Below are 19,794 nucleotides of genomic sequence, written 5' to 3'. Positions count from 1 at the left end.
GGGGTGGCTCACAACCACTGAGCATATGCCAAGAGCCCGTTTTTACTTCTGCTCTGGTTGCGCCGATAGCCGTGACGCAGCGCTGAACTTGGCGCCAGTTCGCCGCATAGAGCTGAATATGCCTATCTGCTACCCGCCAAAGAAGCCATGACTCATGGACATGATCGGCATCCAGTACAACGCCAAGCTGCAGCGGCTGGTGAAGCAGGTCAAGGCGTCGATCAGCAAGGAGCTCATGCCGCTGGTTCGCCAACTGGCGCCGGAGTACACGCAGGACGCGGTGGTAACGACTGATGCCTGGTCTGACCTGATCCTAAGCACCATGGGACGCCTCGTCCAACGGTGGCAGTCGGAGCATTTCGGCTCGGGCGCCGGGCGTATTGCCGCAGACTTCGTGCAAGCCGCCCTTAAGAAGTCCGAGCGGGACATGAAGCGATCGGTCGGCATCGACGTATTCAGTGGCAATAAAGTGCTTCAGGACTATCTCAAGGCCTCGGCGCAACAGAACGTCCAGCTGATCAAGTCCATCCCTGGCAAGTACCTGGAAGAGGTGCAGACGCAGGTGATGGCGAACATGCGCGCCGGCATGCGGCCCAGCTACATCGAGAAGGCGTTGCAAGAGCAGTACGGCGTGACGCAGCGCCGAGCCAAGATGATCGCCCGCGACCAAACCTCAAAGATCCAAGGCGAGCTGGCAGAGAAGCAGCAGACGACCGCCGGCTTTGAGTACTTCCAGTGGGTTGATGCCGATGATGAGCGCGTCCGCACCAGGCACCGCGCCATCGACGAGAAGGTCACCGCATACGGGAAGGGCATCTACCGCTGGGACAACCTCCCGTTGAGCGACAAGGGCGTCCCGATCAAGCCGGGCTCCGACTATCAGTGCCGATGCATCGCGCGCCCAGTGAGCGCACGCGAGGTCAAGGCCAACCAAGACGCAGGCAGAACAGCGCCGGGCGTCTACCGCTAATTCATCCAGCGACGAGAACGATCATGAAAATCAAGGTTAAGTGCATCGAGACCGGCGCCGAGTCGGAATTCGACACCGACGGCTTCCATATTTCCGTGCAGATGACACCGGGCGACCTGGCCAACATCAAGTCTCTACCGGATACCGAAGACGGCCGAAGCCTCGACGGTAACGAGCATCGCACCTACGCGTGCGTGCGCCCGGTTGACGACGAGCATTCCGACGCACTCTTCGCATGGGCGAAGCAGTAATGACCACCTGTACGGTCTTCGACCGTGTCAGCCACCGCATCACCAGTCGAGAGTACACCGACGAGGGGTTCCTCAAGGTGCCGGGCCGGGTCGCGCGCACTGGGATTCAAGAGTACCTAGCCCGCGAGCTTGGCCTCGATGGTGACCCAAATCGCATTGTCCGCGTGTACCGGCCGGAAGAGGAGGTGTTCAACGATGCCTCCCTGGGCACCTACGACGGCGCGACGGTCACGAATGACCACCCCAAGGATCTGGTGACCGCGAAGAACTACAAGGCGGTGGCCGTTGGCGAGGTGCGCGGCGCGGGTCGGCGAGACGGTGATTTCGTTGTCTGCGATCTGATCATCAAGGATCAGAAAACCATCGACGACATCAACGCTGGCAAGTGCGAACTGTCCGCCGGCTACACCGCCGAATACGTCTACGGACCAGGCACCACTGCCGACGGCCAGGACTACGAGTACACCCAGCGCAACATCATCATCAACCACCAAGCGGTGGTTACCAAAGCGAGGGCGGGCGGCATCGCTCGCGTCTTCGACCACAACCCAGGAGGCAACACAATGCCTGTACTTATCACCACCGATAGCGGGCGCAGCGTTGATGTTGCTGATCCTGCGAACGCCCAAGTGGTCGCCGACTCGTTCGACCGATTGCTGAAGCGTGCCACCGATGCGGAAACCAAGGCTGATAAGGCCCAGGCTACCGCGGACAAGGCTGCCGAAGACTTGGCCGAGGCCCGCAAGGCTTCGAGCGATGTCGCAATTGGCGAGCGCGTCAAGGCAATCAGCGCCACCCAGGCCATGGCGCGCAAGGTCGCCGGCGACGGTTTCACCTGTGACAGCCTCGACGTAATCGAGATCAAGCGTGCCGCCCTGGCCGTGGCCCTGCCGAAGCGTGACTGGTCGGACAAGTCAGCCGGCTATGTTGAGTGCGCCTTCGACGCTGAGTCCGATAAGGGCGAAGACGAAGAAGACGACAAGGACGAGAACGGCAACAAGAAGCCGAAGATGCCCACCGGTGATGCCGCGACCCTTCTGGCTCAGCTCGCGCAGTTGGCCAAAGACGGCGCGTCGACCCAGGCCTCTACCACCGACGCCGCCCCGACCCCTTACCAGGCGCACAAGCAAAGCTTGTCCGGCGCCCACAAACAGAAAGGAGCCTAACCATGCCAGTTCAAGGTGGTAACGCAATCAACCACGGCGTCGCGTACGCGGGCATGGTCGCTGATGGCGAAGTGTCAAACGGCGTCTCCAAGGTCAACAAGGGCACCGTCAACATCGCCTACGGCCTGGGCGTGGTCACTGACGGTGACGACGGCGCCAAGCTGCCGGTAGCCGCATCGACCGCTGCCCAGTTCATCGGCGTCGTGAAGCGCGAACTGAACCGTGCCTACACCTCGACCGACGTATTTGGCGCTGTCGCCAAGCGCGACATGACCGTCGAGACCATGGCGCCTATCTGGGTAACCGCCCGGGTGGCGGTCGCCAAGGATGACCCGGTCTACCTGGTAGTCAGCGACGGCACCGGTACCAACCAGGGCCAGTTCTCCAACGTGGTCGGCGCCGCCGCCACTCTGGCAGTCCTGATCCCGAACGCCAAGTGGGTCAGCACCGCCGGCGCCGGCGCACTGGCTAAAATTTCTCTGAAGGTCGGGGGCTAATCGACATGACTCAGCTTAAGAAAATCGTCGTAGCCATCGATGCCGCTATCGCGCACCAGATTGGCCGCGATGCGTATCAAGTGACCTTCAATGACGGTCTGCCGACCCTCGACGATGGCCTGGCGTTCTACATCAGCCAGCTGGCGAGCCTGGAATCTCGCATCTACGAGGCCAAGTACGCCGCCATCAACTACATGGAGCTGATCCCGGTCGACACCACTCTGCCAGAGTGGGTTGATCAGTGGGACTACATCAGCTACGACGGCGTGACCATGGGCAAATTCATCGGCGCCAGCGCTGATGACCTGCCGGATGTAACGCTGAACGCCAACAAGTCTTCTGTGCCTATTGGCTACGCCGGTAACAAGTACAGCTACAGCCTGGACGAGCTGCGCAAGTCTCAGGCCCTGCGCATCCCGCTGGACAGCTCCAAGGCCAAGCTGGCCTTCCGTGGCGCCCAGGAGCACACCCAGCGTGTGGCCTACTTCGGTGATGCTACTCGCGGCATGACCGGCCTGTTCAACAACCCGAACCTGGCGCTGTCGAACTCCACCCTGGACTGGTACAACGCTGCCACCACCGGTGACCAGATCGTTGCCGACCTGAACAAGATCCTGGTTGATGTCTACATCAACTCGGCAACGGTTCACCTGCCTGATACGGTAATCCTGGATGCTACCCGCTTCGCGTTCATCTCGAACAAGCGGATGGGCACCATCACCGACAAGACGATCCTCGAGTACTTCCGCACCAACAACCAGTTCACCGCGCTGACCGGTCGCCCGATCAACATCTTCAGCCGCCTGCAGCTGTCCGCTGCCCAACTGGCAGCCGCAGGCGTGTCCAACGGCAGCAAGGACCGCATCGTTGCTTACGAGCTGAACGACGAGAACCTGGCGATGCAGGTTCCGATCCCGTGGCGCTCTCTGGCGCCGCAGATGGTGAATCTCAAGGTCAACGTGCCGTGTGAGTACAAAATCAGCGGCGTCGAGTTCCGCTACCCGTTCTCTGGCGCGTATCGCGACCAGTTCTAACCAGCCGTTCCACGGCCGCCTCCGCTATGCCCGGGGCGGCGGCCAATGACTCCGGGCGAGGATTCGACATGTTCCTGAAGAACGAAGCAGCACGACTGATCACCATCAACCACCTGGTGGACGACAAAGAAACCAGCTACCCGATCCTGCCTGGCGAAAACCCAGCGGTCGAAGTGCCGGACGCGGTGGCCAAGATCGATTTCGTCAAGGCTCTGCTGAAGAACGGCGACCTGCGCCGCGTTGGCGCTGATGAGCTGGAAAGCGAAGACGATGATGAAGGCGGCGACGATATCGAAGCCCTGCGCGAACAGGCAGGCCGAGCCGGCGTAAGGGTCAACAAGACCTGGGGCAAGGCTCGCTTGCTGGAAGAAATCGCCAAGGCCTCGAAGGCCGAGTGACACCCGGGCGCCAGGCGCCCACTTATTCATAACGAGGTCGACGACATGAGCATAAAAGCAGCTGTTGACGGTGACGTGGCAGTTATCACTGGCCCCGGCTTTGAGTTCAAAAAGGTCGGCGACCTCCAAAGCTTCACGCAGCGAGGGAAGATCCCCTCAATTCGCGCAGCGAAAGTTGTATGCAAACTGCTGACCAGTCGCCAAGGGGAATAACGTGGTTATCACCCCCGAGATGATTGCGGCTTTCCGCAGCAATCCAGTGTTTAAGGCGTTCGCCGACCCGGTGAAGTGGCCCGACGAATACATCGTTGAGGCCCTTTGCGAGGCCGGCACCGAGACTGGCTCAAGCCGTTGGGGCGCCCTCGAGCTGACCTGCGACAACTTCAAGTGGCGCGGCATGCAGTACTTCGCGGCGCATTGGCTGGCGACCAACTTTGCCACGCTCGGCGCCGGCGGCACACCCAACTCCGAGGCCCGTCTCAACGTGGCCCAGAAGTCCGTAGGTGATGAATCGATCGCCTACCGCGTACCCCAGATGATGGACGCCGGCACCGACTGGCTGACCTACACCAACTACGGACAGCAGTTCTACAGGCTCAAGAAGCGCGCCGGGATGGGCGCCAAGGCGGTCTGAATGATCGATTTAACGCTGATTGGCTTTCAGGAACTGCAGGACGAATTGGCAAAGGAGCTCAGCGCTCTAAAGTCGAACAAGGTTGTCCTGATCGGCATCCACGAAGAGGCCGGCAACGTCGAGTCGGATGATCTGACAATGGCCAGCCTCGGTGCGATCAACGAGTTCGGCGCCAACATCAAGCACCCGGGCGGAACATCCTACGGCTATGCCAGCAAGGCTGCAGCCGACCGTGATGAGGTCCGATTCCTGAAGACAGGGAAGGGCTACATGGAGCTGGGCAAGACGCCGGCCCATGATATCAAGATTCCAGCACGCCCATGGCTCGAGCCAGGTGTTGCGAAGGCCACTCCCGAGGTGCTGCTGACAATTCAGGACGGCATGGAGGCCGGGCTATCTATGGATCAGATCCTGGAGATGGTCGGCCTCGTAGCGGCGGGTGCGGTGAAGGTCTACATGACCGAGCTGAAAACGCCACCGAACGCCGCATCAACCATTCGCAAGAAGAAGAGTTCGAACCCCCTCATTGATACCGGCGCGCTGCGCCAGTCGATCACGCACAAAGTGTCTATCGGTCCCGCATCGGAGGGTCTTGAATGAGCCTGAACATGGAAGGCCAGATCGACCTGGTGTTTGTCAGTGTCGAGGCCAGTCGAACGGTCGACGTAGGTGGTCAGTGGGTAGACGGCATCTGGACGCCGGGCGTGCCACAGACGAGCCCGTACGTCGTAAACATCCAGCCAGCCAGTGATCGAGAGGTCGACTTCATCCGCCAAGGCGGCGAGAGAATCACCGACGTCCGACGGATATACATCAACCAGGGCGAGATGCAGCTGATCGACCAGACCGGTACCTGGGCGTTCTTGGGGCAACAGTGGAAGGCGGTCAAGTGTGATAACCGGTGCTGGCGCAACTACTGCAAAGTCCTCGTCATGCGCATCGACAACCAGTCAGGTGGCCCAGCATGACCAACGAAGAACTGTTCAAGAAGCTTCGACCGATAGTGATGCTAGCAACCGGCGTGCCTGAATGCCTGCTAGCAGATCAGGCAGGCCCCGGAAGCATGCCTGCGCCTACGGGCGCGTACGCAACGATCACGCCACGGCAGTCCATCAGCGAGCGCGGCCAGGCCAACATCGTCTCCCGCGATATCCCTGGCAACCAGGTAGAGGTGGATGTCCGGGCGCAGATCATGTGTTCATGCAGCGTCGACTTCTACCGAGGCGAGGCAATCATGTACGCCGAGCGCCTGAAGCAGGCCAACAAGAGGCCCGACGTGAGCATGATGCTGTTCAAGGCCAAGATCGGCTGGAGCAGCACCGACTCCGTCAACAACCTCACCAGCCTCCAGTCGGCCAACTTTGAGCAGCGGGCGCAGATCACCATCCGCCTGATGTACGAAACCAGCAGCCTGCCGGCCATCAACAACATTCTGAGCGCCACCGTGGCACTCGAGAACGAAAAAGCGCAGGTCATTCAGACCTTCACCGTGGAAGTCGACCCCACATAACCCATTGGAGCTAGCACAGTGAGCTATCCAGCTACCAACATCATCCGGATTAATGCCCGGATCAGCCCGGCCGGCCTGGGCAATGCGAACTTTGCCAGCGCCATGCTGTTCGCTCCGCAGCTCGAACTGCCGGTTGGCTTCGCGCCTGATACGTACCGGACGTATTTCACGCTGGTCGCGCTGTCTGAAGACTTCGCCGACACTACTGAGACCTACAAGGCGGCCCAGCGTTGGCTTGGCGGCACGCCCGCTACTCGCGAACTGAAGGTGTATGGCGTGGCCACCGCCGATGCGACCCGTGCGGCGACCCTGAACAAGGCGCGTAACCTGCTCTGGTGGTACTGGACCATGTGGACGGCGCCTATCCTGGCCGTCAAAGCTGACGTGCTGGCTATCGCCCAGTGGTGCGAAGACAACACCAGCATGTTTATCGACAGCCAGACTGGCGCCTCGGCTACCGAGATACGCGACCCAGTGGATGTTGACGACATTGCTACCCAGCTGACCTCTGCCGGCTTCCGGCACGTATACACCGCTGCACACGCCACCGACCCGTACTCCGGGTCGGCATTGGCCAAGCACTTCGCCGCGGTGAATTACAGCGCCGACCGCTCGACCATCACCGGCGAATTCAAGAAATCCCCTGGCGTTATCGCTGAGTCTCTGTCCGGCACGGCCTACACCGCCATGCAGAGCGACAAGAAAAAGGCGGTCTTCTACACCGTTGTAGACAACCAGGGTTCGACGGATTCGGGCCGTTGGCTGAACACGATGACGCACAGCACCTACGGCGAATTCATCGATGATGTGATCAACCTCGACGCGTGCGTGAATTTCCTAACCACGTCGCTCTACAACGCGGTTGCGAACCAGACCACCAAGCTTGCCCAAACCCCTGTCGGTCAGGCAGTGCTGATCGGCGCCGCCCGGGCGACCATGCAGCAGTTCATCAACAATGGCTACCTTGGCCCGCGTAATTACATCGACCCGGACGACGGCCTTGAGAAGTACACCATCGGTTTCGAGATCCTGACCAAGCCCGAGGACATCCTCGATTTGTCGGATGCCGACCGTAACGCCCGCAAGTCCGCACCACTTCGCATTCGCCTGTTCCGCGCCGGCGCAATCCACATCGTTGATGTCGACCTCGACGTTTATTGATAGGTGACCCATGAGCCTGAGTAATTTCTCGAACGACCTTACCGTCGTCACCATCAATGGCCGGCAGATCCAGGACTGGGGCGACACCGCTACCCCGTACACGGATGCGCCGATTGACCCTCGCAGCCAGTTGCGCCGGGGGCAGGGCGGTAACGCCGTCCGCCTCGATCGTCAAAACCCTGGCCGCGAGGTGAACGTCTACCTCAACCCGGGCTCGTCCGACTCGGCATACGTGCAAGGCCTGCTGAACTCGAACGCGAACATCACGTTGACCTTCACCCAGATCGGCACGCTGGAAACGGCACTGGGTTCGGAAGGCGTCATCGTGAACGACGGCCAGCGCGGTCGGGCCGGATCAACCATCACGGATGACCAGTTCACGATGCAATTCAATATCTGGGAAGCGACAAGGGGCTGATAGATGAGCGTGAAACCATTCACCATCGGCGGCGTGCAGTACAACGCCGCCATGGCCAGCGCTGTCGATCAGGACCGCCTGATGTCCCTATTGTCCGGCGCCGTGTTGGAGCGGTTCGCCACGGCCGCGCAGGCGGGTATTGAGGTCGATGACCAGGTGCTCTGTTCGATGTTCATGTCGATGCGCCAGGACGTGAAGGCTCAGGTCGTGCAGATCCTCATGACCCGGGTGTTCATCAACGGCACCGAGCGCGCGGTCACCGTGGCCGACTTCGGCGGCAAGATGGTGCAGTACAACCAACTGCTGGCCGAGCTGCTGCGCTGGAACCTCTCCGATTTTTTCGACTGGCTGCCAAGCGGCGCAAAAAGCCCAGGGCAGCCGGGCGCGGAAAGCGCAGCGCAGTAAATTGGTTCCTGATGCGACCCTGTGTCGGGATTGTTGGCGTTTGCCCGCCGCTGTGCACCTGGGCGCAACTTGAAGACGGAACCCACTCCCTAGCCAGCGTCGAGCGCTTTAACCAAGCCATGGACGAACTGTGGGAACAAAAAGAGGCAATCACGAATGGCCAGTAAGGTTCTAAAGTCATTCCTGATCGGCATAGGTTGGGACACCAAAGCCCTGGAGGCGGGCGACAAGAAGATCAACACCAGTCTTGGCAACATAAAGTCTGGGGCGCTCAGTATTTCTGCCGCATTGGTTGGTGCTTTTGGCTTTTCTGCAAGCGCGATCATCGGCGTATCAGATCGCGTCGACAAGTTAGCCATGTCCACGCAGAACCTGCGCACCTCAATGAATGCGGTGTACAGCTTCGGTAGCGCTGTAAAGCTGATGGGCGGCGAAGCATCAGAGGCTCTGGATACCATAAAAGGATTCGAGGAGATCCAGAACAACCTGCGACTCAAGGGCGAAGCTGGCCCGATCAACGATTTGGCAATGGCTGGCATCGATGTAAGTTCTCTATACGAAACGAACACCGGCGAGGAATTCATGCGCGCGCTGTCGGGCATGATTCCAAAGCTGAATGAGGGGCAGCGGTCCGTAGTTCAAAACTCGCTCGGCCTGTCGGACGGTGTTTTCCGCTCGCTCGCCGGCGGAGTGGATCAGCTCGACGCAACTATGAAGCGGGCCAGCGCGCTGACTGGCAGCGTTGATCAGCTTGTCGATAACAGTCGCAAGCTTGCAGACAACACGGCCCAGCTCGGACTGATAATCGAAGGTGTCAAGAACGAACTGGCAGAGAAATTCCTTCCCAGTCTGGTGGGCGCTACCGAAGGGCTGAACAACTTCCTCAAGCAGTACCGGCCTGAGATCAGCAAGGGCATCGACGCTCTGGCAGAAAACCCACAGGCCACGGCAGGCGTAGGGATTGGAGCTGCCTCAGTGGTCGCCGGGGCTGGGCTTTCCAAGATCGGCTTGAGCGGCATCGGCGGGGCGCTGAAAGGTGCCGGACAGATCGGCATGGCAATCAGCCTTGCCGACCTCATGACGCCCTACATTGATCCGATGTTCGACAAGCTCTTCGGCGTTGATCGGGCCGCTCCGGAGATCTATTCCGGGAAAATTCAACGATCTCAGGAGGATATCGACTACCTGGAACACCGGGACAGGTCTGCATCCGACAGCATGCCGCCTACCAGTGGAACCACTCCGGACGAAGATCGCCAAGCATCAGCCGAAGCGCTTGCTGGCGTATTGGCCCGCACGCCGATCAACGTGAAAAACCAGCTAGGCATCACGCTTGAGCTCGACGGCCAGGCCCTGGAAACCAAGATTAACCAGGTCAACGAGCGCCAAAACTACGAAACGCTGGGTGACCTGAAGACCACAACGGAGCGATAGCCGTGAGCATCATCAACATCTTCACGCGCAAAGCCCCGACAATTGCCGGGTACTCGTTCGACGCGGTGCTGGAAGACACGTTCGAGGCGACGGTGACGATCACCTCATTCCCCATTGAGTCAGGCGTAAGGATCGCGGATCACCGAATCCTCAACCCATTCAAGTGGACCATGACCGGCGCAATCAGCAATAACCCGGTCAAGGTTCAGCTGACGGACTTCCTCGGCGGCGCGCTTTCCAACCTTACCGACAACCCCATCGTGTCCACGGTGGCCGGTTTATCTGCTGGCTGGCTGGCCGGGAGCGACGAGACGCGCGCCAGTACCACGCTCGACTTCCTGATCTGGCTGATGAAGTCGTACGACCCGTTCGACATCGACGCCGGCGACATCCTGCTTAAGAACATGGCTATCACGCGCCTGTCCAGGACCAAGGAGCCACGTAACGAGGGCGGCCTGGAGTTCATCGTGGAGATGCAGGAAGTCATTGAGCTAGACCGCATACAGCGGGAATACCAGTGCACGCCGGATCAACTGCGCGACGGGGACCCGTCAAAGTCGGCGCTGACCCGCGCCATCAATCGCGGCCAGGCAATTGCCAAAGAAGCATCCGACAGCGTTTCGAAGTCGGTAAATGGAATCCTCGACGGAGTCGTCTGATGTACACCATCCCGCTGCGCGCCGGTGCCGCCAACGCTCACCAGCGTTTTGGCGTACAGCTCGGTGACAACCTGATCGACTTTGAAATTGACTTTATCTCCTACCTGGATGTGCCGGCCTGGTCCATGAACCTGCTACGTGACGGCAGCCGCATCGTGGCCGGTGCAATGCTTGAGCCTGGCAGCGACATCATCCAGAGCTACCGATCCGGTATTGGGCAGATGGTGTTCACCGGCAAAGACGTGACCCTCGATAACCTGGGCATCGATAACTTCCTCGTTTGGATACCCCCACTGGTGGAAACATGAGAGAGCGTGTTTGGTCGATTGACGTGAATGGCCAGCCGTATATCGGTGAGCAGAAAGGCACGCGACAATTCCGTCTTCAGTTCAATGTCGACATATCCCCTGGTGATGCGATTTCTTTTGCGGACATTCGGTTAACGAACATCAGCAAGCTTTCATCCATAGCTCAGCGGTCAAGCATCGTTCTGCGCGCAGGGTTCAACGATAACGTTGATGCGATATTCACCGGCTTTGTGACCAACACCTTGCGGGAGCGAGAGCCGGGCGCGCCGGAGATTATTACCAGGCTGATCTGCAGATCAGGCCAGCCGGCGGTTGACCGGGCTTCGGCCCAGCTGTCATTCGGCATCGGAACCAGAGTAGAGGAGGTGATCCGCGCTCTGGCAGCAGCATGGCCGCTTCCGATCGATATCGACAACGCTCAGTTCGCCGACGCGAAGCCGCTATCGTCTGGCCTGGTGGTGGACGGGGATATCCCACAAGCCATGACCGACCTGGCATACGCCTACAAATTCGAATGGATGCAGGACCGTGGGCGGATTGTCGTCACGAAGCCGAACATGCCGCGCACCACAACTATGGTGAAGGTGGACCAGTTCAGCGGAATGATCGGCATCCCAGAGGTGTCCCGCGGGCCTGACGGCCTCGGCGTGTTCGTGGCGGTCCAGCTCAACCCCGCGCTGCGCATCAACGGCAAGATTAACGTAGAGAGCGAGTTCGCTACTTTCAACACCGGCAACCTCTTCGTGTCCGAGCTGAGTGGTGATGCCAGCGCAAACGGCGAATACAACATTTTCGCAATGAAACATTCCGGCGATTCGCACAGCGACCTGTGGCGAACCGAGATCGACGGGCTTCGCGCCGGCACTACTCCACCAGCAACCGAAACAGCAACTCCACAGAACGGGAAGCTGATCTGGGGAGCCAGGGTTGACCAGGCGTTCCGGGTAAAGGTGCGCGAGATATGCGACCGGCTGTCCTTCGACCCGAACTGGCTCATGGCCGTTATGGGGTTCGAGACGGGCTACACGTTTAGCCCTGCCGCAAGAAACCCAGGCAGCACCGCTACTGGCCTCATCCAGTTTCTGGAGGCCTCCGCGCGCGCCGTCGGCACATCCACTGCCCAGCTTGCACGGATGACGGCAGTCCGCCAGCTCGACTACGTGGAGGCGTACTACAAGCCTTACTCAGGGCGTATCCGGAACCTCGGTGACGCTTACCTGGCAGTGCTTTGGCCGGCGGCAGTGGGGCGCCCGGATTCGTACGTGATGTGGGAGCGGGATAGCGGCCCATACCAGCGCGAGTACGCGGCCAACTCTGGCCTGGACGTAAACCGCAACGGGGTTATCACCCGCGGCGAGGCCGTCGCATCCGTCAACACCTCTTACATGCGCGGGCAGCAGTTCGTGCGATGACCACTTAACCAGGCCCGCCCCACGGGTTCACAGAATCCGAGGTAGGCATGCTTGAGTCAGAAGGCCGCGCAAAGCAGGCGAAGCTGATCCGCGACTCTTTCCGGGAGATCCTGAAGGGGGTCTGCACATCGCTGCCGGGCCACATCTTGACGTTCGACCCGGTAAAGCAACTCGCCCAGGTGCAGCCCGGCATAGCTCGCGTCGACATCAACGGAGCTGAGTTCACCATCCCCCCGATCATCGAGGTGCCGGTTTACTTCCCTGGCGGTGACTACTGCATCGAGTACCAGGTCGATGCTGGTTGTGAGGGCGACATCCTGTTCTCCCAACGCTGCATTGATGGCTGGGTGCAGAGCGGTGGGGTGGCCGCCAACCCGATCGGTCGCTTCCACAACATGCAGGACGCCATGTTCTTGCCGGGATTCAGATCACAGCCAAACGTATTGCCGGGATTCCAGAACAACGGCGTGCGTATGCGCAACCGGGCAGGCACGCAGTTCGTTTGGCTGAAGAACGACAACAGCATCTCCATGGACAACGGGGTCGCCAGGTTCAACGTTCTGGCCGATGGCACAACCCTGATGCAGAACGGCGCCGGCAGCTTCCAGTTGCTGGCAGACGGTTCGTTCCTGATTAACGGGCTGAAGATCACGCCTGATGGCAACGTCATTACCGCTGCCGGCACAAACCTCAACACGCATCGCCATGGCGGTGTAACCCCGGGTTCCGGGACAAGCGGAGTTCCAGTTTCATGATCGTACGCAGACTGGATGACGAAACGGGCGATATCGTGACGCGCGGGCAGCAGTTCATCACCGGCCAGTCCGAGGTTGCGCAGACCGTGCTTACCCGGTTGCGCCTCTTCCTGGGCGAGTACTTCAGGGACATCACGGACGGCACGCCGTGGTACGAGCAGATCCTCGGCAAGTTCACCAGCCTTTCAACCGCCGAGGCTGCACTCAGGGCGCGCATAGCCAACACGCCAGGCGTAATCCGGCTCACCAGCTTCTCCGCTGACTTCAATATCGAAAACCGCAAATACAGCGTAACCGCTGGGATTCTCACTGAGTTCGGCCTGGAAGAGGTAACACTGAATGGCTAGCCTGACTTCGACCGGCTACGTGCTACAGACGCAAAACGACTGGTTCGCCCAAGAGCGGCAGTTCTACTTGGACATTGATCCACTTTGGAACCTGGACCCTTCGACGCCTGACGGCCTGAAGATGGCGCACGACTCCGAGATCTTCTACGCGCTCGACGAGACGCTGCAGCAGGCTTACAACTCGAAAGATCCGAACAAGGCCAAGGGTAACGATCTCGACATCATTTGCTCGCTGACCGGCACCATCCGCTCAGGCGGGTCTCGCTCGAGTGTTCAGCTGACGATCACAGCCACTCCAGGAACACCTATACCTGGTGGCAACCGTTTCGAGTCGGTCACCACCGGCAGCCGCTGGACTACCGACCAGGCAGTGACCGCTGACTCGCTCGGCTCTGCAACAGTCAACGCGACGTGCACAGTCGTCGGGCCTACCCAGGCAGACGCCGGCACTATCACGCGCATCGTGGACGTGGTGGCAGGCCTGGCCAGCGTGACAAACGCAGCGCCAGCTACTCCAGGCACAGACGGCCAGCGCGACGAGCAGCTGCGCGTTACCCGCGCGACGGCAGTGGGCAAGCCTGGCAACAATCAGATCGACTCCATGATCGGCGAGCTGTTCGGCGTGGATGGCGTACGCAGGGTGAAAGTGTACGAGAACGACACAAACTCAAGCGCTGTGACTGCCGACAACCCACATGGGCTTCCGCCGAAATCTATCGCGGCCGTAGTCGATGGCGGGACTGACGACGATGTTGCAATGGCTATATATCTGAAGAAGAACCCTGGCGCGCTGCTTTACCAAGCCGGTACCCCGTTTCAGGTCGAGGTCACTTCACCCAAGTATCCGACCAACAAGAAGCTGATCAAAGCAAGTCGGCCAATCTACGTGGACATGATCGCTGTGATCCATGTCGTCAATGACGGCTCACTTCCACCGAACGCCGACCAGCTTATAAAGGAGGCGATGATGGAGTACGCCGCCGGCGACCTGATCCCCGCGGATGTGGGCTTCAAGATCGACGGATTCGATATCGGCGAGACGGTGCCATTCAGCACGATCTTCACCCCTGTCAATAAGGTCATCGGCTCGTACGGCGACAGCTACGTTGACTTGCCTTCATCCAGCCTCAACGGCGGCCAGGCCAACGTCACCATCGCCTACAACCAGATGTCCAGGTGGACGGAGAGCAACATCACCGTAGTGATCACGTGATGAACATCCCAGATCGCATTTACGCGCAATACCGAGACAAGCCGAAAGCGGTGGACTGGTTCGCGATCGCCCGGAAGCTGGGCGGAAGCCTTGAGGATGCCGCCGAGGCCGTTCGCAAGAGCTATGACATCGATAACGTCCTTGGCGAGCAGTTGAACGTTATCGGTAGGATCGTCGTGGCACCGCGCAGCTTTGTTGGCTCCATACCAATGAACCCAGGCCTGTTCGACCTTACAGACGGCGATGAGTTTGGTGACGACGATGCGATGTTCAGCGCCCTGACGATTGACCAGGATGGTCAGCTATCCGACGAACTTTACCGGCTGGTCATCAAGGCCAAGATCGTCAAGAACAACGGCGACGCGACTATCGAGAACATCCTCGATGGTATGAATTTCCTCCTCCCGAAAGCTGACGTTCTACGCGTCACCGACGGCGAGGACATGTCTTTCAGCATCGAGTTCTACGGACAGATCACCAATCTTGAGCGGTTCGCCTTGCTCAATGCAGGACTGGTTCCAAAGCCTCAAGCAGTGAGATTTAACGGATTCCTTGAGGGGTTCGAAATGGTCGAGTTCGGTGATATGGACGCTGAATTTGGTGATGAACAAGCAGAATTTGCAGGATATATAGGGGCTTAGAATGTCACTCAAGTTAAATGAGCGGTACCCGGGTCGGTTCAACAACCCCTCCGCAGATTACCCAGGCGGGTCTTTCAAAAACCGCACCACGCCAGATGCAAAAGACGGGTCCTACTTAGAAAAGGACTGGGCCAACGATAAGGAAGGCTTTTTCCAGTCGCTTCTGTCCGCTGCAGGGATTACTGCCAGTGGCGCAGTTGACAGGGTAGGTGCTTCTCAGTTTTTCGATGCGTTGCAGCAGTTGAAGCAAAACCAATCCGGCGTTGCCTTTACCACCACGGGCCCATCCGCCGCTTTGGTTCTTACGCCCAATCCGGCGATCACTGCATATGCAGCTGGTCAGCGGTTTCGAGTTAAGTTCAATCGAGCGAGTACGGGCACTGACACGATCAATATTTCCGGTGTTGGCCCGAAGAACCTAAAACAGTACGACGCCTCTGGCGCTAAGGTGGCTGCCGTATTTGCTATCGACCAGTTGGGCGATGTCGAATACGACGGGACCGATGCTGTACTGCTGGATCAGCTGCCAACGTCGGTAAACAATCTAGTAGGAGTTTCAGGGTCAGCCAAGAATCTGAAGGTTTCGACCACAGGGGCAAGCGCAGTTGTAACCGTCACGGCAGACGAGCTCATCGTTGAGAGCACTTCAAATTCATATTCAACTCTACGATCGGTCGCTGTAAGCCCATCTTTCGCAGCTGCCGGGGTGAACGGACTGGATGTCGGTGCTGCAAACTCACAAACGGCTTCGACCTGGTATGCGGTATGGGTGATCTGGAACGGATCCACGAAGGCAGGCCTGCTGTCCTTAAGCGGTACAGCTCCTACGCTGCCAGCCGGTTACACGCACGCGGCACGCGTGGCATGGGTAAGAACGGACGCTACGGCAAACAAATATCCACTTCGGTTCAGGAAAGACGGGCGTTACTCGGAGTACAAGCCTGCAGCAGGGTCAAACCTTATTGCACTGCCAACAGGCGCGTCTGGTATTCAAGGTGATATAAATACACCAACGTTTGTTACTGTTTCTTTGTCCTCTCTCGTGCCAGCTACAGCATTTAGGGTGTCAGTGCTTGCAAGTCTCGGGTCTGCGAATCTTGGCACTATCATCTGCGCCCCAAGTAATTCGTATGGGGCGTTCAATTCAAATACAAATCCACCGCCGCTGATCATTGGTCAAACAAGTACGGGAACAAACAACGCATCAGTCGCGACATTCAATTTAGAGTCGTTGAATATTTACATCGCGCAGCAAAACGCCTCTAACAGAACTCAAATTTTAGGATGGGAGGAAGACTGATGCCATACGCAATCAATAAGCAAGGGGGTTGCAGATGTGTGGACGGTCCCGACGACTTAGAGTCAGGAGAGGTGTTTAGCAAAACTCTTCCTTCTACACCTGATTCTGTCCTGACAAAGGCAGAGGTTGAAATGCTGCGCCTCTATGCCTATTCCGACCCGATAACAGGAAGTGATCGCTTTATTGCAGAAGCCGCCAGCATGCGGCTTCACGGGAGCGAGGAAGCAGCGCTGTCGGCAGAGGAGCGCCATCGCGTCCGTCGCGGAGAAATCGAAACCCAATATCCTTGGCCGATCTGAGCGCGCGCGGGTAAGTCCACTCCATTACCAACAGATGAAACCAGACAGTTCTTCGCATCTGCATCACACCCATCCTTATAAATGGTTCAAGCGCTTCTGACTTGATACAATTCCGTTCGCAGCACTCTAATTAAGTGCTCGGTACGGTTGTTGTCGCGTCGGCACTTGAGAAATTTATTTGGATTTGGGTGTGATCGCGTGATCGATCTCAGTGTAAGGGATGCTTCATGACTCTTTTTGCTTTTGGTGATTCAATCACTGCTTTCGCGGGCGCCACCTCGGCCGCGAAGGCTTTCATCAGTCAGCTGGCTCTGGCTCTCGGCCTGTCCCTAGATAACTCCGGCGTGTCGACCGCAATGTGCATTGATCAGGGGGCTGCTTTGATTCAGAAGACGCCCGCAGCTGGTGATATGGCTTCCATCGCTTTCGGAACCAATGACCAGGCGAAATACGACGTTGACCCTGCCAAGCGCGGATACTACATCGACTGCTTGCGGTCGTATGCCGTGCGGATGGCGTCAGGGGTGAAGAATGCCACGCCTGCCAACGGCGTTACGTTCACCGGCTCATACGGCTCGGGCTACGCCTACGGCACCTATGGGCTGTCCAGTGCTGGCTCTAAAGCAAGCGTGAGCGTTGCCGGCACCTCTGTCGCACTTGGCTTTCTGCGCCAATACAACAACAGCGGCACGTTCCGCGTGAAGATTGATGGCGTGGACAAGGGTACGTTTGCGATTGGCGGCGACGTTCGCACGCTGCTCGGCGCCTCCTTTGGCCCGATGGCGCTGCAGTTCAGCGGATTGAGTGCTGGAACTCACTCGGTTGAACTTGAGGTTGTGAGCGCTGATGCCCAAAACGTGGTGTTCTTCCAGTGGTACTCGGCCATGCAGCCGAAGAACAAAGTTGTCATTTACAACATCCCGCATGCCAGGGCCTACACCTACGGCGGATCGGATGCAAATGTCGACAACTACAACGCCGATATCGCCTCGCTCGTGACATCGCTGTCAGCAGCAGGATTGCCGGTCTATCTGGCAGATGTCAACTCTGTTATGACGAGTGCTGACTTTAACGACAACGTGCACCCGAATGACTACGGGCACGCAAAGTGGTATCAGGCGGGATACAACAAACTCTACACGGCTCCAGCCATTCCGCCTGCTGTGACCTTCTCCGAAACGAAGATATATCTCGGCTCGGATGGCCTGTTCTACGGATACGCTGGTGGCAATTACGTGAAGCTCCCCTAACACAGTCGAATCAAAGCGAGCCGCTCTATGCGGCTTTTTTTGTGCCTGGAGAAAGCCATGCCGATCACCGCGCAGCAGTTGCTGCAGATCACTCCCAATGCCGGCCGCAATGCCGGCGTTTTTGCATCTGCGCTGAACCTTGCCATGGACCGGTACCAGATCAACACCAAGCTTCGGATGGCGGCCTTCGTCGCCCAGGTCGGTCACGAGTCGGGCCAGTTCCGGTACGTTCGCGAGCTTGGCGGCGATCAATACCTGAGCAAGTACGACACGGGCTCCTTGGCCAAGCGGCTTGGCAATACGCCAGAGGCTGATGGCGACGGGCAGAAGTACCGTGGCCGAGGCCTGATCCAAATCACCGGGCGCGACAACTACCTGGCGTGCAGCAAGGCGCTGTTCGGCGATGATCGTCTGCTGCGCACCCCGGAGCTGCTTGAGCAGGCCGAGTGGGCGGCTAAGTCTTCTGCTTGGTTCTGGAACTCCCGCGACCTGAACAAGCTGGCCGACGCCAAAGACTTCAACGGAATCACCAGGCGCATCAATGGCGGCCTGAATGGCCTGGAAGAGCGGCTGGAGTTCTATAGCGCTGCACTGAAGGTGCTGGCATGACTCCGGTGCAGAAACTGGCCGGGGTGGTGGTTCTGGTGTTGGTGCTGATGGCCAGCGCTGCGGGCGTCACCTGGCAGGTGCAGGACTGGCGAATGGGGGAAAAGCTCGCAGAGCAGGCCGGGCTGCACAAGGATGACCTGGCCGCGATCTCCAATGCCGCCGCCAGCCAGGTCCGCACCGAGCAGGACAAGCGTCTGGCTACCGAACAGGCCCTGGCCACCTCCGACCAACAACACACCAAGGAGTTATCCGATGCCCAGCGCAACCAGGCTCGCCTGCGTGATCAGCTTGCTACTGCTGATGTCCGGCTGTCAGTCCTCCTCGAGGATCCAGCCAGTGCCTGCAACGTGCCTTCCGCCGCCGGCGCCGGCGGCGTGGTTCATGCAGCCCGTCGAGCCCAACTTGACCCAGCGCATGCGCAAAGAATTATCGCCATCACCGACGATGGGGATAACGCCGTGATCGCGCTGCGGGCCTGCCAGGCTTACGTCAGGGCTGTGGCCCCCTGAGGACGGTCAGCTCCAGGAGAAGCCGCTGGTTTTCAACGCGAAGGTGTGAGTTCTGGCTGACGATCATTTTAAGGCTCATGATCTCTTTGCTCTGCTCAGAGTTGTGCACGTTCGCAAGGCTGAGTTGTGAGGATATGGACCTGAGCTGTTCCTCGGCTGCGGACTTTCCTGTGATCAATAGGTCGTTCATCTGAACGAGGCCGGTAACGTTTGCCCGCGCCTTGGCCAGCTGCCGCTGCAGGTCGCTGATCTCGTCCTCGAGCAGGGCGCATTGATGCTTGTACATTTCTAGCGGCGTGGAGCAGCCAAGCCACTTGCAGGTGTCGTCGTCGATTTCCATTGTGCTTACTCGATACTGTATGTGCGTACAGTAATCGAGGTGTTGCGGATTGGGGAGTGGTGTTCGTCGGCAGGACGCCGGGGAGGGTGCGTGACTTTTGCGTGACACTCTCACGCACTTGTAAGCTCTTGTGGGCAGTCGATTGCAGCGAGCGCCAATAAAAACAGCTACTTAACAAGGTCTTACAGAGGTACTGCGTGCATGGGGTGCTAGGGGTCGAGTGTTCGAATCACTCCGTCCCGACCATTATTCCTGAGTAACATCAGACTCTTAA

29 protein-coding genes are annotated in these 19,794 nt (G+C 58.8%); 28 read left to right on the top strand and 1 reads right to left on the bottom strand.

Annotated features, from left to right (window positions below; genetic code table 11):
• The first annotated feature begins 154 nt into the window (after positions 1-154).
• The 28 genes from FX984_RS08940 (at position 155) to FX984_RS08815 (ending at position 19,180) form a co-directional block, all read left to right on the top strand.
• Positions 155-970 (top strand): phage head morphogenesis protein, encoded by an 816-nt coding sequence (locus FX984_RS08940; RefSeq protein WP_146476613.1) that lies wholly within the window; start codon positions 155-157, stop codon positions 968-970.
• Between the two features lie 23 nt (positions 971-993).
• The gene (locus FX984_RS08935) at positions 994-1,221 is read left to right on the top strand and encodes a hypothetical protein (RefSeq protein ID WP_146476612.1); all 228 of its coding nucleotides are present in this window, start codon (positions 994-996) and stop codon (positions 1,219-1,221) included.
• Entirely contained in the window at positions 1,221-2,387 is a 1,167-nt protein-coding gene (locus FX984_RS08930; protein WP_146476611.1) for a DUF2213 domain-containing protein, read from the top strand. The genes FX984_RS08935 and FX984_RS08930 overlap by 1 nt, the downstream gene beginning before the upstream one ends.
• Before the next feature lie 2 nt (positions 2,388-2,389).
• Positions 2,390-2,884, top strand: a complete 495-nt coding sequence (locus FX984_RS08925; RefSeq protein WP_146476610.1) for a structural cement protein Gp24 — start codon at positions 2,390-2,392, stop codon at positions 2,882-2,884.
• A 5-nt stretch (positions 2,885-2,889) separates the two neighbouring features.
• Positions 2,890-3,918 (top strand): DUF2184 domain-containing protein, encoded by a 1,029-nt coding sequence (locus FX984_RS08920; protein ID WP_146476609.1) that lies wholly within the window; start codon positions 2,890-2,892, stop codon positions 3,916-3,918.
• Between the two features lie 68 nt (positions 3,919-3,986).
• Complete coding sequence (locus FX984_RS08915; RefSeq protein ID WP_146476608.1) at positions 3,987-4,316, top strand: hypothetical protein; 330 nt, start codon at positions 3,987-3,989, stop codon at positions 4,314-4,316.
• A 45-nt stretch (positions 4,317-4,361) separates the two neighbouring features.
• On the top strand, positions 4,362-4,529 hold the full coding sequence (locus tag FX984_RS32685) for a hypothetical protein (protein ID WP_223841613.1): 168 nt from the start codon (positions 4,362-4,364) through the stop codon (positions 4,527-4,529).
• 1 nt (position 4,530) lies between these two features.
• Positions 4,531-4,950: a DUF4054 domain-containing protein gene (locus tag FX984_RS08910; RefSeq protein ID WP_146476607.1), complete on the top strand. Its 420-nt coding sequence runs from the start codon at positions 4,531-4,533 to the stop codon at positions 4,948-4,950.
• Entirely contained in the window at positions 4,951-5,550 is a 600-nt protein-coding gene (locus FX984_RS08905) for a hypothetical protein (RefSeq protein WP_146476606.1), read from the top strand.
• On the top strand, positions 5,547-5,918 hold the full coding sequence (locus tag FX984_RS08900; RefSeq protein WP_146476605.1) for a hypothetical protein: 372 nt from the start codon (positions 5,547-5,549) through the stop codon (positions 5,916-5,918). The genes FX984_RS08905 and FX984_RS08900 overlap by 4 nt, the downstream gene beginning before the upstream one ends.
• A complete protein-coding gene (locus FX984_RS08895) occupies positions 5,915-6,460 on the top strand; it encodes a phage neck terminator protein (RefSeq protein ID WP_146476604.1) in 546 nt (181 codons plus the stop codon). Before FX984_RS08900 ends, FX984_RS08895 begins: the two co-directional genes overlap by 4 nt.
• Positions 6,461-6,478: 18 nt before the next feature.
• The gene (locus FX984_RS08890; RefSeq protein ID WP_146476603.1) at positions 6,479-7,621 is read left to right on the top strand and encodes a DUF3383 family protein; all 1,143 of its coding nucleotides are present in this window, start codon (positions 6,479-6,481) and stop codon (positions 7,619-7,621) included.
• A 10-nt stretch (positions 7,622-7,631) separates the two neighbouring features.
• Complete coding sequence (locus FX984_RS08885; RefSeq protein ID WP_108574112.1) at positions 7,632-8,039, top strand: hypothetical protein; 408 nt, start codon at positions 7,632-7,634, stop codon at positions 8,037-8,039.
• A gap of 3 nt (positions 8,040-8,042) precedes the next feature.
• Positions 8,043-8,444: a hypothetical protein gene (locus tag FX984_RS08880; protein WP_108574113.1), complete on the top strand. Its 402-nt coding sequence runs from the start codon at positions 8,043-8,045 to the stop codon at positions 8,442-8,444.
• Between the two features lie 11 nt (positions 8,445-8,455).
• A complete protein-coding gene (locus FX984_RS33360; RefSeq protein WP_488260117.1) occupies positions 8,456-8,611 on the top strand; it encodes a DUF6889 family protein in 156 nt (51 codons plus the stop codon).
• Entirely contained in the window at positions 8,601-9,878 is a 1,278-nt protein-coding gene (locus FX984_RS08875; protein WP_146476602.1) for a phage tail tape measure protein, read from the top strand. Before FX984_RS33360 ends, FX984_RS08875 begins: the two co-directional genes overlap by 11 nt.
• A 2-nt stretch (positions 9,879-9,880) precedes the next feature.
• The gene (locus tag FX984_RS08870; protein WP_146476601.1) at positions 9,881-10,537 is read left to right on the top strand and encodes a phage baseplate protein; all 657 of its coding nucleotides are present in this window, start codon (positions 9,881-9,883) and stop codon (positions 10,535-10,537) included.
• The gene (locus tag FX984_RS08865) at positions 10,537-10,845 is read left to right on the top strand and encodes a phage baseplate plug family protein (RefSeq protein WP_108574116.1); all 309 of its coding nucleotides are present in this window, start codon (positions 10,537-10,539) and stop codon (positions 10,843-10,845) included. Before FX984_RS08870 ends, FX984_RS08865 begins: the two co-directional genes overlap by 1 nt.
• Positions 10,842-12,257: a baseplate hub protein gene (locus tag FX984_RS08860; RefSeq protein WP_146476600.1), complete on the top strand. Its 1,416-nt coding sequence runs from the start codon at positions 10,842-10,844 to the stop codon at positions 12,255-12,257. The genes FX984_RS08865 and FX984_RS08860 overlap by 4 nt, the downstream gene beginning before the upstream one ends.
• A gap of 47 nt (positions 12,258-12,304) precedes the next feature.
• Positions 12,305-13,012: a Gp138 family membrane-puncturing spike protein gene (locus tag FX984_RS08855; protein ID WP_146476599.1), complete on the top strand. Its 708-nt coding sequence runs from the start codon at positions 12,305-12,307 to the stop codon at positions 13,010-13,012.
• Positions 13,009-13,359 (top strand): contractile injection system sheath initiator, encoded by a 351-nt coding sequence (locus FX984_RS08850; protein ID WP_146476598.1) that lies wholly within the window; start codon positions 13,009-13,011, stop codon positions 13,357-13,359. Before FX984_RS08855 ends, FX984_RS08850 begins: the two co-directional genes overlap by 4 nt.
• Positions 13,352-14,572: a baseplate J/gp47 family protein gene (locus tag FX984_RS08845; RefSeq protein ID WP_146476597.1), complete on the top strand. Its 1,221-nt coding sequence runs from the start codon at positions 13,352-13,354 to the stop codon at positions 14,570-14,572. The genes FX984_RS08850 and FX984_RS08845 overlap by 8 nt, the downstream gene beginning before the upstream one ends.
• Positions 14,572-15,213: a baseplate wedge 1 family protein gene (locus tag FX984_RS08840; protein WP_146476596.1), complete on the top strand. Its 642-nt coding sequence runs from the start codon at positions 14,572-14,574 to the stop codon at positions 15,211-15,213. Before FX984_RS08845 ends, FX984_RS08840 begins: the two co-directional genes overlap by 1 nt.
• A 1-nt stretch (position 15,214) precedes the next feature.
• Positions 15,215-16,513: a hypothetical protein gene (locus FX984_RS08835; RefSeq protein WP_146476595.1), complete on the top strand. Its 1,299-nt coding sequence runs from the start codon at positions 15,215-15,217 to the stop codon at positions 16,511-16,513.
• Positions 16,513-16,812 (top strand): hypothetical protein, encoded by a 300-nt coding sequence (locus FX984_RS08830; RefSeq protein ID WP_146476594.1) that lies wholly within the window; start codon positions 16,513-16,515, stop codon positions 16,810-16,812. Before FX984_RS08835 ends, FX984_RS08830 begins: the two co-directional genes overlap by 1 nt.
• 227 nt (positions 16,813-17,039) lie before the next feature.
• Positions 17,040-18,062 carry a hypothetical protein gene (locus FX984_RS08825; protein ID WP_146476593.1) on the top strand — a complete coding sequence of 341 codons (1,023 nt, stop codon included), beginning with the start codon at positions 17,040-17,042 and terminating at the stop codon, positions 18,060-18,062.
• A gap of 57 nt (positions 18,063-18,119) precedes the next feature.
• Positions 18,120-18,671, top strand: a complete 552-nt coding sequence (locus FX984_RS08820) for a glycoside hydrolase family 19 protein (protein WP_146476592.1) — start codon at positions 18,120-18,122, stop codon at positions 18,669-18,671.
• The gene (locus FX984_RS08815; RefSeq protein ID WP_146476591.1) at positions 18,668-19,180 is read left to right on the top strand and encodes a lysis system i-spanin subunit Rz; all 513 of its coding nucleotides are present in this window, start codon (positions 18,668-18,670) and stop codon (positions 19,178-19,180) included. The genes FX984_RS08820 and FX984_RS08815 overlap by 4 nt, the downstream gene beginning before the upstream one ends.
• On the opposite strand, the gene FX984_RS08810 is transcribed toward FX984_RS08815, so the two are convergent.
• Positions 19,161-19,520 (bottom strand): hypothetical protein, encoded by a 360-nt coding sequence (locus FX984_RS08810; protein WP_146476590.1) that lies wholly within the window; start codon positions 19,518-19,520, stop codon positions 19,161-19,163. The genes FX984_RS08815 and FX984_RS08810 overlap by 20 nt on opposite strands.
• Positions 19,521-19,794: the final 274 nt, after the last annotated feature.

Origin of the sequence: Pseudomonas marginalis, assembly GCF_008692035.1 — a bacterium.
Taxonomy (GTDB): Bacteria; Pseudomonadota; Gammaproteobacteria; order Pseudomonadales; family Pseudomonadaceae; genus Aquipseudomonas; species Aquipseudomonas marginalis.
This window is presented reverse-complemented; position numbering and strand designations above follow the sequence as displayed.

Excerpts from the sequence above, each read along its gene's own strand:
- FX984_RS08940 (WP_146476613.1), top strand. The coding sequence starts at position 155 with ATGGACATGATCGGCATCCAGTACAACGCCAAGCTGCAGCGGCTGGTG.
- FX984_RS08935 (WP_146476612.1), top strand. The coding sequence starts at position 994 with ATGAAAATCAAGGTTAAGTGCATCGAGACCGGCGCCGAGTCGGAATTC.
- FX984_RS08930 (WP_146476611.1), top strand. The coding sequence starts at position 1,221 with ATGACCACCTGTACGGTCTTCGACCGTGTCAGCCACCGCATCACCAGT.
- FX984_RS08925 (WP_146476610.1), top strand. The coding sequence starts at position 2,390 with ATGCCAGTTCAAGGTGGTAACGCAATCAACCACGGCGTCGCGTACGCG.
- FX984_RS08920 (WP_146476609.1), top strand. The coding sequence starts at position 2,890 with ATGACTCAGCTTAAGAAAATCGTCGTAGCCATCGATGCCGCTATCGCG.
- FX984_RS08915 (WP_146476608.1), top strand. The coding sequence starts at position 3,987 with ATGTTCCTGAAGAACGAAGCAGCACGACTGATCACCATCAACCACCTG.
- FX984_RS32685 (WP_223841613.1), top strand. The coding sequence starts at position 4,362 with ATGAGCATAAAAGCAGCTGTTGACGGTGACGTGGCAGTTATCACTGGC.
- FX984_RS08905 (WP_146476606.1), top strand. The coding sequence starts at position 4,951 with ATGATCGATTTAACGCTGATTGGCTTTCAGGAACTGCAGGACGAATTG.
- FX984_RS08900 (WP_146476605.1), top strand. The coding sequence starts at position 5,547 with ATGAGCCTGAACATGGAAGGCCAGATCGACCTGGTGTTTGTCAGTGTC.
- FX984_RS08895 (WP_146476604.1), top strand. The coding sequence starts at position 5,915 with ATGACCAACGAAGAACTGTTCAAGAAGCTTCGACCGATAGTGATGCTA.
- FX984_RS08885 (WP_108574112.1), top strand. The coding sequence starts at position 7,632 with ATGAGCCTGAGTAATTTCTCGAACGACCTTACCGTCGTCACCATCAAT.
- FX984_RS08880 (WP_108574113.1), top strand. The coding sequence starts at position 8,043 with ATGAGCGTGAAACCATTCACCATCGGCGGCGTGCAGTACAACGCCGCC.
- FX984_RS33360 (WP_488260117.1), top strand. The coding sequence starts at position 8,456 with ATGCGACCCTGTGTCGGGATTGTTGGCGTTTGCCCGCCGCTGTGCACC.
- FX984_RS08875 (WP_146476602.1), top strand. The coding sequence starts at position 8,601 with ATGGCCAGTAAGGTTCTAAAGTCATTCCTGATCGGCATAGGTTGGGAC.
- FX984_RS08865 (WP_108574116.1), top strand. The coding sequence starts at position 10,537 with ATGTACACCATCCCGCTGCGCGCCGGTGCCGCCAACGCTCACCAGCGT.
- FX984_RS08860 (WP_146476600.1), top strand. The coding sequence starts at position 10,842 with ATGAGAGAGCGTGTTTGGTCGATTGACGTGAATGGCCAGCCGTATATC.
- FX984_RS08855 (WP_146476599.1), top strand. The coding sequence starts at position 12,305 with ATGCTTGAGTCAGAAGGCCGCGCAAAGCAGGCGAAGCTGATCCGCGAC.
- FX984_RS08850 (WP_146476598.1), top strand. The coding sequence starts at position 13,009 with ATGATCGTACGCAGACTGGATGACGAAACGGGCGATATCGTGACGCGC.
- FX984_RS08845 (WP_146476597.1), top strand. The coding sequence starts at position 13,352 with ATGGCTAGCCTGACTTCGACCGGCTACGTGCTACAGACGCAAAACGAC.
- FX984_RS08840 (WP_146476596.1), top strand. The coding sequence starts at position 14,572 with ATGAACATCCCAGATCGCATTTACGCGCAATACCGAGACAAGCCGAAA.
- FX984_RS08835 (WP_146476595.1), top strand. The coding sequence starts at position 15,215 with ATGTCACTCAAGTTAAATGAGCGGTACCCGGGTCGGTTCAACAACCCC.
- FX984_RS08830 (WP_146476594.1), top strand. The coding sequence starts at position 16,513 with ATGCCATACGCAATCAATAAGCAAGGGGGTTGCAGATGTGTGGACGGT.
- FX984_RS08825 (WP_146476593.1), top strand. The coding sequence starts at position 17,040 with ATGACTCTTTTTGCTTTTGGTGATTCAATCACTGCTTTCGCGGGCGCC.
- FX984_RS08820 (WP_146476592.1), top strand. The coding sequence starts at position 18,120 with ATGCCGATCACCGCGCAGCAGTTGCTGCAGATCACTCCCAATGCCGGC.
- FX984_RS08815 (WP_146476591.1), top strand. The coding sequence starts at position 18,668 with ATGACTCCGGTGCAGAAACTGGCCGGGGTGGTGGTTCTGGTGTTGGTG.
- FX984_RS08810 (WP_146476590.1), bottom strand. The coding sequence starts at position 19,520 with ATGGAAATCGACGACGACACCTGCAAGTGGCTTGGCTGCTCCACGCCG.